The 14,523-nt window shown below is 59.4% G+C and carries 15 protein-coding genes; 10 read left to right on the plus strand and 5 right to left on the minus strand.

Annotated elements, in window-relative coordinates:
• Positions 1 to 35: 35 nt before the first annotated feature.
• The 3 genes from ABD919_RS12155 to ABD919_RS12165 all read right to left on the minus strand — a co-directional run bounded on the left by ABD919_RS12155 (position 36) and on the right by ABD919_RS12165 (position 1,573).
• Complete coding sequence (locus ABD919_RS12155) at positions 36 to 437, minus strand: hypothetical protein (protein WP_345236285.1); 402 nt, start codon at positions 435 to 437, stop codon at positions 36 to 38.
• Positions 438 to 622: 185 nt separating this feature from the next.
• Positions 623 to 1,093, minus strand: a complete 471-nt coding sequence (locus ABD919_RS12160; protein ID WP_345236286.1) for a DUF4199 domain-containing protein — start codon at positions 1,091 to 1,093, stop codon at positions 623 to 625.
• Between the two features lie 132 nt (positions 1,094 to 1,225).
• Positions 1,226 to 1,573, minus strand: coding sequence for a hypothetical protein (locus tag ABD919_RS12165; RefSeq protein ID WP_345236287.1), 348 nt, complete (start codon positions 1,571 to 1,573; stop codon positions 1,226 to 1,228).
• On the opposite strand from ABD919_RS12165, the gene ABD919_RS12170 reads away from it, so the two are divergent.
• Together ABD919_RS12170 and ABD919_RS12175 are read left to right on the plus strand one after the other, a co-directional pair.
• On the plus strand, positions 1,563 to 3,188 hold the full coding sequence (locus ABD919_RS12170; protein WP_345236288.1) for an ABC-F family ATP-binding cassette domain-containing protein: 1,626 nt from the start codon (positions 1,563 to 1,565) through the stop codon (positions 3,186 to 3,188). The genes ABD919_RS12165 and ABD919_RS12170 overlap by 11 nt on opposite strands.
• 108 nt (positions 3,189 to 3,296) lie before the next feature.
• The gene (locus ABD919_RS12175; protein ID WP_345236289.1) at positions 3,297 to 4,067 is read left to right on the plus strand and encodes a hypothetical protein; all 771 of its coding nucleotides are present in this window, start codon (positions 3,297 to 3,299) and stop codon (positions 4,065 to 4,067) included.
• Between the two features lie 119 nt (positions 4,068 to 4,186).
• Here ABD919_RS12175 and ABD919_RS12180 read toward each other — a convergent pair whose 3' ends face one another.
• Positions 4,187 to 4,345, minus strand: a complete 159-nt coding sequence (locus tag ABD919_RS12180) for a lmo0937 family membrane protein (protein WP_345236290.1) — start codon at positions 4,343 to 4,345, stop codon at positions 4,187 to 4,189.
• Positions 4,346 to 4,537: 192 nt separating this feature from the next.
• On the opposite strand from ABD919_RS12180, the gene ABD919_RS12185 reads away from it, so the two are divergent.
• The 3 genes from ABD919_RS12185 (at position 4,538) to ABD919_RS12195 (ending at position 7,214) form a co-directional block, all read left to right on the plus strand.
• Complete coding sequence (locus ABD919_RS12185; RefSeq protein ID WP_345236291.1) at positions 4,538 to 5,425, plus strand: 3-hydroxybutyryl-CoA dehydrogenase; 888 nt, start codon at positions 4,538 to 4,540, stop codon at positions 5,423 to 5,425.
• Between the two features lie 212 nt (positions 5,426 to 5,637).
• Positions 5,638 to 6,174: a peptide-methionine (S)-S-oxide reductase MsrA gene (gene msrA, locus ABD919_RS12190; protein ID WP_345236292.1), complete on the plus strand. Its 537-nt coding sequence runs from the start codon at positions 5,638 to 5,640 to the stop codon at positions 6,172 to 6,174.
• 119 nt (positions 6,175 to 6,293) lie between these two features.
• Positions 6,294 to 7,214, plus strand: a complete 921-nt coding sequence (locus tag ABD919_RS12195) for an isoaspartyl peptidase/L-asparaginase family protein (RefSeq protein ID WP_345236293.1) — start codon at positions 6,294 to 6,296, stop codon at positions 7,212 to 7,214.
• Positions 7,215 to 7,393: 179 nt separating this feature from the next.
• Here the strand turns inward: ABD919_RS12195 and ABD919_RS12200 are convergent, their stop codons facing one another.
• Entirely contained in the window at positions 7,394 to 8,218 is an 825-nt protein-coding gene (locus ABD919_RS12200; protein ID WP_345236294.1) for a 2,3,4,5-tetrahydropyridine-2,6-dicarboxylate N-succinyltransferase, read from the minus strand.
• Between the two features lie 84 nt (positions 8,219 to 8,302).
• Between ABD919_RS12200 and ABD919_RS12205 the strand changes: the two genes are divergently transcribed.
• From ABD919_RS12205 to ABD919_RS12225, 5 genes are all read left to right on the plus strand, one after another.
• A complete protein-coding gene (locus ABD919_RS12205; RefSeq protein ID WP_345236295.1) occupies positions 8,303 to 9,475 on the plus strand; it encodes a glycosyltransferase in 1,173 nt (390 codons plus the stop codon).
• Positions 9,476 to 9,586: 111 nt separating this feature from the next.
• Positions 9,587 to 10,597 carry a 3-oxoacyl-ACP synthase III family protein gene (locus tag ABD919_RS12210; RefSeq protein ID WP_345236296.1) on the plus strand — a complete coding sequence of 337 codons (1,011 nt, stop codon included), beginning with the start codon at positions 9,587 to 9,589 and terminating at the stop codon, positions 10,595 to 10,597.
• A gap of 106 nt (positions 10,598 to 10,703) precedes the next feature.
• Entirely contained in the window at positions 10,704 to 11,366 is a 663-nt protein-coding gene (locus ABD919_RS12215; RefSeq protein WP_345236297.1) for a metal-dependent transcriptional regulator, read from the plus strand.
• Positions 11,367 to 11,631: 265 nt separating this feature from the next.
• Positions 11,632 to 13,044: a tRNA uridine-5-carboxymethylaminomethyl(34) synthesis GTPase MnmE gene (gene mnmE, locus ABD919_RS12220; protein ID WP_345236298.1), complete on the plus strand. Its 1,413-nt coding sequence runs from the start codon at positions 11,632 to 11,634 to the stop codon at positions 13,042 to 13,044.
• A gap of 130 nt (positions 13,045 to 13,174) precedes the next feature.
• Complete coding sequence (locus tag ABD919_RS12225) at positions 13,175 to 14,464, plus strand: citrate synthase (protein WP_345236299.1); 1,290 nt, start codon at positions 13,175 to 13,177, stop codon at positions 14,462 to 14,464.
• Positions 14,465 to 14,523: the final 59 nt, after the last annotated feature.

The raw sequence follows: 14,523 nt of genomic DNA on the forward strand, positions 1-14,523 counted from the left end.
CTGCCGTCAACACGGCAGGCTTTGTGCTGCGGCTGCTAGCCCAACCCGTTGGATTCGTTGTCGGGCAGGCTGGCAGGCTGCTGGGTTTGCTGCAGCTGGCTGAGCTGGGTGGGCGTGAGTATGCGCCGGCATTCTTGCTCATAGTAGGCCTCCAGCTCGGCAATCTTAGCCAGACGGGTGAGCTGGTCGTTCTGGTACTGCCGGTTAAGAAGGTTGAGCTGGGTTAAGCGCGTCTGATTCAGGGGCAGCAGCTGCAAGTACTGGTATTCGTTGAGCTGCAGCCGCGCCGCCATTTCCCGCGTTAGCTCAGTGGCTGCCGCCGCTCCCGGCGGCCGAACAAAGGCGGGCACGGGATTTTGGCGGTCTGCCATCTGAGCCTGCGCCGTCAGCGGCAATGCTCCCAGTAAAAGGCCCAGAATAGTAAGGGTGGTTTTCATAGCTAAGGGTAGAGTAAACACAAACAAGCACTACTTGTCGAAAAGGATTATACGCTTTAACGCTGACCCCACCCCTGTAAGTTTCTATTACTTCTTATTTTCTTATAAATTTCACCTGCAGATGAAATAAAAAAGCCGGCTGTAATAACAGCCGGCTTTTTATGATTTAACAACCGATGTCAGCTTTAATCGAGGCTGGTCATGGGCTGGTGGAAGGCTTGTTTCAGGTACTGCATGGCTACCAGCGATACAATAACGCCGGTCATGCTGCCCAGCAGCACAATGCCGAGACCAGCTACCAGCGGGCCCAGGTCGGTGCCAAAAAGGTCGAGGGCCTGCACCCGCTCCTGGGCCACGGGGCTGATGCTGGTAAGCACCCAGAAAAATACGCCCAGCAGCGCCGAGGCCACCAGGGCAGTCACGATGCCCGTGCCAAAGCCCTGGAAATAAGACATATGTGCATGGTTGGCCCGCTTAAAGCGTATAATGGCCAGCACTACGCCTATCGACAGGAATACCAGGTTCAGGGCCCCGGCCTCAATCTTGTCGAGGAAGCCGGCAAAGTTGGCAATGATGGTGTACACAATAAGCACTGCCGCCGTGAGCACGCCCATGCGGATGCCAGTACGTTCGGGGGTGATTCTTACGTCGCCCATAATAGTTTCTCAATTAGTGGAAGGAAGGATAGTGCCGGCGTCCCCGGCAGCTGCCTTTCTATACTGACTTTGGGTGCAGCGGGTTTTTGCTGGTCTAGCCTAAAAGTGCACCTGCTAAGAACTACACAACCTTCATAGCACTTGAAACCCATTATTTATCAGCCCACTGCAACGGCTGCCTGCTCCCCTGCTCTGCCCGGCTACTTCCTGCATGGCCGTGCCTATTCCCGCATCACAGGCGCGCCAGCGAACCAGGCTCGTTGGTAAATTCTGAAAAAATTCAGCCCTGCCGTCCACTTTACCGGTGCTGCCAGCCATGAGCGAGCGGGCACTAATTTGACTTTTAACCAGTTGTTTTATTAGCTGTTCGCGCCCGAATGGCTGCGACCAATTCGGGCCCGGCCGGTTTTGCGTAATTTTGCGGCCCGGTACTGCGCGTACCCGTTTTTTGCCTTTATTTTTTGACTGAATGATTTCCACGACCAATGTCAGCCTGCGCTACGGCAAGCGCATTTTGTTTGAAGATGTTACCGCGAAATTCCTGCCGGGCAACTGCTATGGCCTTATTGGGGCTAATGGCGCGGGCAAATCCACTTTTCTGAAAATTCTTTCGGGTGAGCTGGAGCCCAACACCGGCTCGGTGGAGATGCCGGCAGGCCAGCGCCTGGCCGTGCTCAAGCAGAACCAGTTTGCCTACGACGAGCAGGTGGTGCTGCAAACCGTCATTCAGGGCCACCAGCGCCTGTGGTCGGTGATGCAGGAAAAAGATGCCCTCTACGCCAAGGCCGACTTCTCCGACAAGGACGGCGAGCGTGCCGCCGAGCTCGAAGGCGAGTTCGCCGACCTCGAAGGCTGGAATGCGGAATACGAAGCCGCCGAGCTGCTCAGCGGCCTGGGCATCACCGAAGACAAGCACCACTCGCTCATGGCCGACCTCGGCGCCAGCGAGAAAGTGCGCGTGCTGCTGGCCCAGGCCCTGTTTGGCAACCCCGACGTGCTGCTGCTCGACGAACCGACCAACAACCTCGACGCGGAGAGCGTGCTCTGGCTCGAAAACTTCCTCGACAGCTTCCAGAACACGGTGATTGTGGTAAGCCACGACCGCCACTTCCTCGACGCCGTGTGCAACTACATGGCCGACCTGGACTTTGGCAAAATCACGATGTACCCCGGCAACTACTCGTTCTGGTACGAGAGCAGCCAGCTGGCTTTGCGCCAGCGCCAGGAAGTGAACAAGAAAACCGAGGACAAGCGCAAAGAGCTGGAAGAGTTTGTGCGCCGCTTCTCGGCCAATGCTTCCAAAAGCAAGCAGGCCACCTCGCGCCAGAAGCTGCTGCAGAAGCTTACCCTGGAGGAAATCAAGCCTTCATCGCGCCGCTATCCTTACATCGCCTTCAAGCCCGAGCGTGAAGCCGGCAACCAGCTGCTGGCGGTTGAGAACCTCAGCGCCACCGTCGACGGGCAGACGGTGTTTAAGAACGTCAGCTTCACGCTCGACAAGCAGGACAAAATTGCCATTGTGGGCCGCGACGACCGCGCCGCCTCCCTGCTCTTCGACATCATCTTCGGTGAGGCCCAGCCGGCCACCGGCCAGTTTAAGTGGGGCACCACCATTACGCCCAGCTACTTTCCCAAGGAAAACAGCTCCTTCTTCCAGGCCGGCGACATGAACCTGGTGGACTGGCTGCGCCAGTACTCGGTGGAGAAAGACGAGAGCTTCGTACGCGGCTGGCTGGGCCGCATGCTTTTCTCGGGCGAAGAGTCGCAGAAAAAGCCCAATGTGCTGAGCGGGGGCGAGAAAGTGCGCTGCATGCTCTCGAAGATGATGCTGGAAAGCGGCAACGTGCTGGTGCTCGACGACCCGACCAACCACCTGGACCTGGAAAGCATTCAGGCCCTCAACAACGGCCTGCGCGACTTCCAGGGCTCCATGCTGTTTGCCTCGCACGACCTGCAGTTTATCGACACCATCGCCAACCGCATCATCGAGCTTACGCCGGACGGCATCATCGACCGCCGCATGAGCTACGAGGAGTACCTGGCCGATGAAAACCTCAAGGTGCAGCGCCAGAAAATGTACAAGCAGCTCGTCTAGGAGTTTTTCTGTTGTCGGCAGGAGACTGTTCACCTGCCGACAACGGACAATTTCTTTATCGTCAGCCGCCTACTTAACCTTCCCGGCCCCGGCCGGTTTCCTTTCCTCATGAAGAACCTACTGTTTCCCCTGCTCACCGCGTCAACCATGCTGCTTGCCGGTACGGCATTGGCTCAGGACAAGCCCGCGCTTAATACCGCGCCTCCTGGAACAGCGACGCCTCCCCCGGCCCAGCAACCTGCCCAGCCGCCGGTGCAGCAGACAGCTCCGGCGCCGGGCGCTGCCCCCCTGCCCGCACCAACTACTGACAAACCCTCGGGCCTGGACTTACCCAGCAACCGCGACGCCCGAGCCGCGGGAGGCAGCAGCTCTGAGCTTAGCCGCAAGCTTTTTATTTATTCCAACTTTGGGCTGGGCTTCAACGCAGTCAATGGCATCAGCCAGTTCAACTTCAGCATCGCGCCTGCGCTGGGCTACCGCATAAGCGAACGATTCGCGCTTGGACCAGGCATCTCCTATTCCTACCTCAATTATTCGGTACCCGACAACTTTGTAATCAGGGGCACAAACTCTAATAGCATTTCCACCAGCAACATTGGGGTAAAGGCCTTTGCTCAATACATTTTTTACAAAGAATTTTTTGCCCACGCCGAGTACGAGCTGACCCGGGCCGAACTTCTTGCCGAAGATGCCAGCGGCAACCTCAGTAAAATTCGCAAGATGATAGGAACGCCACTGCTTGGCGCAGGCTATCGGCAGCAATTCAGCGAGCGGGCTGCTGCAGATATTGTTTTGCTGTACAATTTCGACAACACCCTGTATTCCTTATACAGCAATCCGGTATTCCGCTTTAGTTTCCTATTTAATTTAGGGCGTTAGACTTTGTTAATTTTGCTTTTTCTTTTTAAATAGAAATACAAAGCGACAATGACACAAAAAAGCCTCTCTGTCGAAACAGAGAGGCTTTTTTGTGCTTTTTAATTTAACCCAGATGGTCGTTAAACTGCGCTTCGCCCGCTGATAACACGCAGCAGAATGGCGATGATGGCAATTACAAGAAGGGTGTGAATGATGCCGCCCGTGTAGAAGCCACCAAAATAGCTGATGGCCCAGATGATAACGAGGACGACGGCGATGAGATACAACAGATTGCCCATGGCGTGAGAGAGTAAATGAAGGTGAAAAAGAAGGTGAACTCTGGGCTTTGTACGGGGCTGATTTTAAAAGGATATTCTTTTTAAAAAAAACAGTAAATTTTTTTAAACAATTTGAGTTAGCCCCCGGCACGTAGCTTTGCGGTGCAAGCCTTCTGCTTCATCAATTCTTTCTCCACTCCCATTCCCACCCTTATGAATATCGCCGTTATTGGCTCCGGCACCATGGGCAACGGCATTGCCCACGTGTTTGCCCAGCATGGTTTCTCCGTGTCGCTTATTGATATCAGCCAGCCGGCCCTGGACCGGGCCTTGGGCACCATCACCAAAAACCTGGACCGGCAGGTAGCCAAGGGCAGCCTCAGCGACGACGACAAAACCGCTACCCTGGGCCGTCTGCGCACCTTCACCTCCCTGGAGGAAGGCGTAGCCGGCGCCGGCCTGGTAGTAGAAGCGGCCACTGAGAACGTGGAGCTCAAGCTGCAAATCTTCCGCGACCTCGACCGCTACGCGCCCCAGGATGCCATTCTGGCTTCGAATACCTCATCCATTTCCATTACCAGGATTGCGGCCGTTACCAAGCGCCCCGCCCAGGTGATTGGCATGCACTTCATGAACCCCGTGCCGGTAATGAAGCTGGTAGAGGTAATCCGGGGCTATGCCACCTCCGACACCGTAACCGCGCAGGTAATGGACTTGTCGCGGCAGCTCAATAAAATTCCGACCGAGGTGAACGACTACCCCGGCTTCGTGGCCAACCGCATCCTCATGCCCATGATTAACGAGGCCATCATCACCCTGTTTGAGGGCGTGGCCGGCGTGGAGGAAATCGACACGGTGATGAAGCTGGGCATGGCCCACCCCATGGGCCCGCTGCAGCTGGCCGACTTTATCGGCCTCGACGTGTGCCTGGCCATTCTGCGGGTGCTGCACGAAGGCCTGGGCAACCCCAAGTACGCGCCCTGCCCGCTGCTGGTGAACATGGTGATGGCCGGCCGCCTGGGCGTGAAGTCGGGCGAAGGCTTCTACCAGTACACGGCCGGCTCCAAAGAGCTGGTGGTGGCCGAGCGGTTCCGCAAGTAAGCCCGCGCCGATTTCAACCGCATTCTGCAAAGAGGCCCGAACAGTAGTTCGGGCCTCTTTTTTGTGCCACCTTTTATGCGACATGACCAGGCAGGCCATTGCGTAGAAATGTTGGCGCTACTTCAGCCCCCAGATAACCACCCCCGTATCAAGCCTGTTAGCTAAGAGAACAAATCAGTGAAATCATAATAATCCGCGAAAATCAGCGATTTATGGAGCAAGCAACATTTGGAGCCGGCTGCTTTTGGTGCGTCGAGGCCGTATTTCAGAATCTGAAGGGCGTTGAGAAAGTGGTGTCGGGCTACGCCGGGGGCCGCATCGCCAACCCTACGTACAAGGAAGTGTGCAGTGGCCTCACGGGCCACAACGAGGTGATTCAAATCACATTCGACCCGGCCGTTATCAGCTTCGAGGAGCTGCTGGAAATCTTCTGGAAAACCCACGACCCCACCACCCTCAACCGCCAGGGCAACGACGTGGGCACGCAGTACCGCTCGGGCATCTACTACCACAACGACGAGCAGCGCCGCTTGGCCGAAGAGTACAAGCAGCAGCTCAACGAGGGCCAAGCGTTTCCCAATCCGGTGGTAACGGAGATTCTACCCGCGCCGACCTTCTACCCGGCCGAAAACTACCACCAGAACTACTACAACCAGCACGGCCACGAGCCCTACTGCCAGTTTGTGGCCCGCCCCAAAGTGGAAAAGGTAAAGGCCCTGTTTGGGGATAAGCTGAAAGCCGGGGTGTAAAGATTGCAGAGCGTTGTAGGGGCGGGGGCTAGCCCCGCCCCTACTCGTTATGTTAAGCTCGACCTAACAAAATCCAGCCAGCTAAGTAGAACCCGCACACCCAAATTCTACTCAGTCCCATGGCAAAATATGTGATGCTAATCCACGGCGGCGCCGTGAATACCGACCCGACCACCATTCCCCCGGAAAAGGAAGAAGCCCTCAAGCAGGGCCTCGAAGCTGCGCTGAACGCCGGCTGGGAAATCCTCAACCGCGGCGGCACCGCCCTCGACGCCGTGGAAGCCGCCGTGATGGCAATGGAAGACAACGAGCTGTTCAACGCCGGCCGCGGCGGCATGTTCAACATCAACGGCGACGTGGAAACCGAAGCCTCCATCATGGATGGCCTGACCCTGAAGGGCGGCGCCGTTAGCGGGCTGAAGCTGGTGAAAAACCCGGTGGCCCTGGCTCGCCTGGTGATGCAGAAGTGTAAGCACAGCTTCCTCACTGCCGACGGCGCCCACGAGTTTGCCCTGGCCCAGGGCCTGACGCTGCAGGACCCGAGCTACTTCAAAACCGACCAGCAGCGCGACGAGTGGATGGAAATCCTGCAGGAGGCCGAAGTAGACCACCCCGGCAAGCACGACACCGTGGGCGCCGTAGCCCTCGACCAGCACGGCAACCTGGCCTGCGCCACCTCTACCGGCGGCATCGAGGGCAAGCTGCGTGGCCGCGTGGGCGACAGCTGCATATACGGCGGCGGTGGCTACGCCAACAACGAGGTGTGCGCCGCGAGCTGCACCGGCGATGGCGAAATCATCATGCTGGCTTCCTGCGCCCACGAGGTGTACGCGCTGCGCAAGTACAAGAAGCTGTCCATCCAGAAAGCCGCCCGGGGCGCCGTAGACGTGTACGCCGACAAGCTGCAGGGCGACCGGGGAATTATTGCCCTCGACCCCGAAGGCAACATCGCCATCGAGTCCAACACCAACGTGTTTCGGCGCGCCTACCGCGTGGAGGAGGAAGAGCCGTTCATCGACATCTGGATGGACAAGGAGTAGGTTGTCTGAACCGCAGATTGACGCAGATTTAACGGATTACACAGATTCGAAAGTCCTGTATTCAGCTTCCACAAAAAGAAATGGCCACTGCTCCTGCCGCAGTGGCCATTTTGCTTTTAAAGGAAGAACAGTCGGAATAGAATCCGTTCTTATCCGTTAAATCTGCGTCAATCTGCGGTTCAGACAGAAACTCCTAAGTCCCGCAGCGCATCATTCAGGCTCGTTTTCAAATCGGTGCTGGGCTTGCGCTGGCCGATAATCAGCGCGCAGGGCACCTGGTACTCGCCAGCGGGGAACTGCTTGGGAATGGAGCCGGGAATGACCACCGAGCGGGGCGGCACGTAGCCTTTGTACTCCTTGGGCTCGGCGCCAGTCACGTCGATGATTTTCGTGCTGCCGGTGATGGTGACACCGGCCCCGATTACGGCTTCCTGGCCGATGCGGCAGCCTTCGACCAGGATGCAGCGCGAACCGATGAAGGCGCCGTCTTCAATGATGACCGGTGCGGCCTGCACGGGCTCCAGCACGCCGCCCAGGCCCACGCCGCCGCTCAGGTGCACGCCTTTGCCTACCTGGGCGCAGCTGCCCACCGTGGCCCAGGTATCGACCATGGTGCCTTCGCCCACGTAAGCGCCGATGTTGGTGTAGCTGGGCATGAGGATGACCCCGGGCGCCAGGAAGGCGCCGTAGCGGGCCACGGCCGGTGGCACCACGCGCACCTGCTGCCCGGCGTAGTCGGTTTTGAGGGCCATCTTGTCGTGGTACTCGAAGGGACCCACTTCCTGGGTGCTCATCTGCCGCAGCGGGAAGTACAGGATAACAGCCTTTTTCACCCAGTCGTTTACCTGCCAGTCGCCGCCCTCCTCGGCGGGCGGCGTGGCCACGCGCAGGCGGCCCTTGTCCAGCTCTTCAATGATGTGCTCGATGGCAGCTTTGGTGTCGGCGTTTTGCAGCAGGGCGCGGTCGGCCCAGGCGGCTTCGATGAGGGTTTGGTACTCAGACATTGACAGGAAAATAAGCGGGTCGTAAATGGCGCGGCGCAGGGTACCGCACGGGTTTGAGAGCAACAAAACTAGCATCTTTGGCTTGTGCCCGGCTCCGCTCCTACTTCTTTTGTGGTTTTGCTGGCATCGGTGCTCAAGCCGGTGGACGATACCCGCATGCGGGAAAAGTTTGCCGAAACGCTGGCGGCCCGGCCCGGCACCGTGGTGCACGTGGCCGGCCGGGCGGCCGGGCAAGCCAGCAAAGCAGGCCACAGCCCCACGGTTTCACTGCATCCTATATTCCAAGGCTCCCGCTTGAGCCTGGCCCGACTGGCCGCGCAGTGGCGCTACTGGCAGCTGCTGCGCCGCGTAAAGCCCGGTCTGGTTTTCGTGCATGCCCCCGAGCTGTTGCCCCTCACCCTGCTATGGCAGCTGCTGGGGCAGGGCCGCCGGTTTCTCTACGACATCCGCGAAAACTACGCCCTGAACGTATCTACCCAGGGGGTGTACCAGGGCTTGATGCGCCGCCTGCTGGCCGGCGGCCTGCGCTGGGTAGAAGGGCTGGCGGCCCGCCGCGCAGCGGCCGTCGTGCTGGCCGAGGAAAGCTACGCCGATGAGCTGCCCTTCCTCCGGCAACTGCCGCCAAGCCGCATTCTTGTCCTTGAAAACAAGTACCAGCCCGCGCCCGGGGAGGGCCTGCCCTCGCAGCCCCGCCTACTGCCTCCCACCAGTGAGCCGCTGCGCCTGCTTTTTTCCGGTACCATCTCCGTGCTAAATGGCATCTGGGAAGCCATTGCCCTGGCCGAAAAGCTGCACGCTGTCTGGCCCGGGGGCGCCCGGCTTACCATTGTTGGCTTCTGCCAGCAGCCGGCATTGCTGCTGCAGCTACAGGAAAAGGTGGCCAGCCACCCCAACCTGCTGCGGCTGGTAGGCGGGGCGCAGCCTGTGCCGCACTCTGAAATTGTGGCCGAAATCGGCCGCAGCCACCTGGGGCTGCTGCCCTACCGGCCCCATCCGAGCACCGCGCGCTGCCGGCCCACCAAGCTATTTGAGTACCTAGCCCACGGCCTGCCGGTGCTGTACCCGCCCAACCCCCTGTGGCGGGCCCTGGCGCAGACGCATCAAGCCGGCCTGGAAACCGACTTTCAGCAGGTGGATGCGGCCGTCCTTAGCGCGCAGCTGTCAAGGGCATCATTCTACCCTGCCGGCATTCCTGCTGAGGCCCTGTGGGCCACCGAGGGAGAAAAATTGCAGCTTTTGCTGGATTCTCTCGTTTAACCTGCCACCTTTGCGCCCGTTTTAGCTTATCCGTAGCCAGCTCGGCTTCTTGCGCCGTACTACATTCGCTTCGCTTTTCTCATTTAAAATCCCACCATTCCCTTCTCGCACATGGCCACTTTACGTCAGTCCGAAATTGCCGGGGTCGGCCATTACGTCCCCAGCCGCGTTGTTAAAAATGCTGAAATTGAAAGCATGATGGATACCTCCGACGCCTGGATTCAGGAGCGGACCGGTATTCAGGAGCGGCGTTGGTTTGAGGAGGGCAAAGACACCACGGCCAGCATGGCCGCCGAGGCCAGCCGCAAAGCCCTGGCCATGGCCGGCCTGCAGCCCGACGACGTGCAGCTGATTGTGTTTGCTACCCTCTCGCCCGACTACTTCTTCCCCGGCTCCGGCGTGCTGCTGCAGCGCGAGCTGGGCATCAAGGAGTCGGTGCCGGCCCTGGACGTGCGCAATCAGTGCTCGGGCTTTATCTACTCCCTGTCGGTAGCCGACCAGTTTGTTAAAACCGGCATGTACGACACCGTGCTGGTGGTGGGCTCCGAGATACACTCCTCGGGCCTCGACAAGACACCCCGCGGCCGCGGCGTATCGGTCATCTTTGGCGATGGCGCCGGTGCCGTGGTGCTGCGTCCCTGCTCCCGCGAAGGGCACGGCATCCTCAGCACCCACCTGCACTCCCAGGGCGAGCACGCCGAGGAGCTGATTGTGAAAGAGCCGGGCTCCAACCGCGACAACCGCGTGCAGTACATCCTGGATAAACCCCTCGACCTCTACCCCTACATGAACGGGCAGAACGTGTTCAAGCACGCCGTGGTGCGCTTCCCGCAGGTGATTAAGGAGGCCCTCGACCAGAACGGCTACCAGCCCGAAGACGTGGACATGCTCATTCCCCACCAGGCCAACCTGCGCATCACCCAGTACGTGCAGCAGAAAATGGGCCTGCCCAACGAAAAGGTGTACTCCAACATCCAGCGCTACGGCAACACCACCGCCGCCTCCGTGCCCCTGGCCCTGAGCGAAGCCGTGCAGGAAGGCCGCATCCAACGCGGCGACCTGGTGTGCCTGGCAGCTTTCGGCTCCGGCTTCACCTGGGCCAGCGCGCTGATAAAGTGGTAGACGCTTCGCAATTAAGAATTATAAACTATGAATTATAAATGAGTGCTGGCAGCAGCCCAGAACCGCAATTTATAATTCATAATTTATAATTTATAATTCAATTAAGATGCCCTCCCACACCGAAGAAAATTACCTCAAAGCCATTTACAAGCTGGCCGAAGCCGAGCCGGAGCAGGCCGGGGTGAGCACCAACCGCATTGCGGCGGCGCTGGATACCCGGGCCGCGTCGGTGACGGACATGCTGCGCCGCTTGTCTGAGAAGGGCCTGCTGGCCTACGAGCGGTACCGGGGCGTGCAGCTCACCGACGAAGGGCAAAAGGTAGCGCTACTGACGATTCGCAAGCACCGGCTGTGGGAAGTTTTTCTGGTGCAGCAGCTGGGCTTTCACTGGGACGAGGTGCACGAAGTAGCCGAGGAGCTCGAGCACGTGCAGTCGCCGCTGCTCATGCGTCGGCTCGATGCTTTCCTGGGCTTCCCGGCCCTGGACCCCCACGGCGACCCCATTCCGGGTGAAGATGGTGCCATCCGCCGCCCCTCCCACCGCCTGCTGGCCGACCTCTGCCCGGGCGAGCGGGGCGTGCTGGCGGCCGTCAAGAACACCTCAGTACCCTTTCTACAGTACCTGAACAAAGTCGGCCTGCAGCTGGGCGCCCACCTGGAAGTGCTTGATAAAATTGAGTTCGACCACTCCTGCGAGCTGCGCATCAACCAGGACCGCACCACCCTTATTTCCGCCGAAGTAAGCCGGAACCTGTTTGTGACGGAATAGTTGTATGAACCACGGATTGACACGGATTTTTCGGATTTCACGGACTTTGTAGTCGATTCGCATTCGAAAGCAAGCCAAACAAAAAGGCAGCCTTGCGGCTGCCTTTTTGTTCAAGCCTGACCTTCGCCTCGTCAAGGCCCATAGGCACGGTTCTGCTCCGTTTACAAACTCCGTGAAATCCGAAAAGTCCGCGTCAAACGAAGTTCGGCGTAGCCAATCCGTGGTTCAGACAAAATCCGTGAAATCCGTTTAATCCGAAAAATCCGTGGTTCAGACAATTTTCTCCGACACCATTGTAGCCCTTTCCACGCCGCCCGGGGCCGGGGCGCTGGCTGTTATCCGGCTATCGGGCCCCGATGCCGTGGCCATAACGGCCGGCATCTTCTCCAAAAAGAAGCTGGCCGAGCAGCCCGGCCATACCCTGCACTACGGCACCCTGCGCGACCCCAACAGCGAAGCCATTCTGGATGAGGTAGTAGTGGCCCTGTACCGGGCACCGCGCTCCTTTACCCGCGAAGACGTGGTGGAAATCAGCTGCCACGGCTCCGACTACGTGGTGCGGCAGGTGCTGGCCGTGCTGCTGCGCCAGGGCGCCCGCCTGGCCGAAGCCGGCGAGTTCACCAAGCGCGCCTTTCTGCACGGGGCCATGGACCTGGCCCAGGCCGAAGCGGTAGCCGACCTGATTGCGGCCGACTCGGCTCTCTCGCACCGCGTAGCCCTCAACCAGCTGCGGGGCGGCTTTTCCCAGGAGCTGCGTGAGCTGCGGGCCCGGCTGGTGCAGTTTGCCTCCCTGCTGGAGCTGGAGCTGGACTTTGGCGAAGAAGACGTGGAGTTTGCCGACCGCAGCGGCCTGGCCCGGCTGCTGGACGAGGTGCGCGGCGTGGTAGCGGACCTGCTGCGCTCGTTTGAGCTCGGCAACGTCATCAAAAACGGCATTACCACCGTCATTGCCGGGCGGCCCAATGCCGGCAAGTCGACGCTGCTGAATGCCTTGCTGCGCGAGGAGCGGGCCATTGTGTCGGCCATTCCCGGCACCACCCGCGACTTCATCGAGGATGAAGTCAGCCTCGACGGCATCCGCTTCCGCTTCGTGGACACGGCCGGGCTGCGCGACAACCCCGCCGATGAGGTTGAGGCCATTGGCGTGCAGCGCACCCGGCAGCGCGTACAGCAAGCCGCCCTGCTGCTCTACCTGTTCGACCTGGCCGAGATGAGCCCCGCCGAGGTGCAGGCTGAAGTTGCCGAGCTCACCGCGGGCCTGCAGCTGCCGGTGCTGGCCGTGGGCAATAAGCGCGACCGGGCTTCGGCGAGCCAGCTGGCAGCCTTTGGGCAGCCCCTGGCGCTCTCCGGCACCCTACAGCTGCCCGTACTGCTGTCGGCCGCCCGCAAAGAGGGCCTGGAAGAGCTGCAGGCCGCCCTGCTCGGCCAGGTACGCGGGGCCGGCCTGGAAGCCAATGCCTCGGCTACCATCGTCACCAACGTGCGCCACGCCCGGGCCCTGGAAGCGGCTGCCGGCTACCTGGCCGCCGTGCAGCAAGGCCTGGACCTGGGCCTGGGCACCGAGCTGCTGGCAGCCGACCTGCGCCACGCCCTGGCCGCCCTGGGCGAGATTACCGGCGAAATATCTACCGACGACCTGCTCACCAGCATTTTCACCCAGTTCTGCATTGGCAAGTAAAATATCTGGGCCGGAGTAGAACCTCTGCCCTTTTTAGTTGTATTAATCAAACCCAATTCACCGCAAACCTTTCCGGCGTGAGGCTTATGCATTAGTTTCGCGCAGAACTTCTCCCTTATCCTATTCGCCCATGGCAGAAACTGCTGAACTTATCCTCGACGGGAAATCCATCACCCTCCCGGTCATTGAAGGGACTGAACACGAAAAAGCCTTTGACATTGGCAAGCTGCGCGACCAGACCGGCTACGTAACCCTCGACTCGGGCTACAAGAACACCGGGGCAACCAAAAGCGCCATCACTTTCCTCGACGGCGAAGAAGGTATTCTACGCTACCGCGGCTATCCTATCGAGCAGCTGGCTGAGAAGTCGAGCTTCCTCGAGGTAGCCTACCTGCTGATTTATGGTGCTCTGCCCACCCAGGCCGAGCTCAATACCTTCAGCAGCAACATCACCAAGCACACCCTGGTGCACGAAGACGTGCGCAAGATTTTCGACGGCTTCCCCTCGGCGGCTCACCCCATGGCCATCCTGTCGTCGCTGGTGTGCTCGCTCACGGCTTTCTACCCCAAGAGCGTGGCCCCGGAAATCAGCCAGGAAGAAATGGAGCTGAACATCATCCGCCTGATGGCGAAGATTTCGACCATTGCGGCCTGGACCTACAAAAACCAGATGGGTCACCCGCTGAACTACCCGCGGAACGACCTCGACTACTGCTCCAACTTCCTGTACATGATGTTCAGCTTCCCTACGGAGAAGTATGAAGTAAACCCGGTAGTAGTGAAGGCGCTCAACAAGCTGCTTATCCTGCACGCCGACCACGAACAGAACTGCTCGACCAGCACCGTGCGCCTCGTAGGCTCGGCTAACGCCAGCCTCTACGGCTCGGTATCGGCCGGCATCAATGCTCTGTGGGGCCCCCTGCACGGCGGTGCTAACCAGGAAGTGGTGGAAATGCTGGAGGCTATTCAGGCCGACGGCGGCAACACCCAAAAGTGGGTTGACAAGGCCAAGGACAAGAACGATGCGTTCCGCCTCATGGGCTTTGGCCACCGCGTATACAAGAACTTCGACCCCCGGGCTACCATCATCAAGAAGGCGGCCGACGAAGTGCTACAGGCCCTGGGCCTGGAAGATAGCCCGTTGCTGAAAATTGCCAAGGAGCTTGAGCAGGCGGCTCTGACCGACCCGTACTTTATCGAGCGCAAGCTGTATCCCAACGTCGACTTCTATTCCGGCATCATTTACAAGGCCCTGGGCATTCCCACGGAGATGTTCACGGTGATGTTTGCCCTGGGCCGCCTGCCCGGCTGGATTGCCCAGTGGAAGGAGATGCGCGAAAACAAGGAGCCCATCGGCCGCCCGCGTCAGATTTACACCGGCGAGCTGGAGCGCGACTACGTTGAAATCAGCGCCCGCTAGCCAGGTCTTAGGTCTTAGGTCTTAGGTCTTAGGTAGAAGTAAAAGCTTTCAAATGTATT

This window comes from Hymenobacter saemangeumensis (genome assembly GCF_039541835.1).
GTDB classification, from domain to species: Bacteria; Bacteroidota; Bacteroidia; order Cytophagales; family Hymenobacteraceae; genus Hymenobacter; species Hymenobacter saemangeumensis.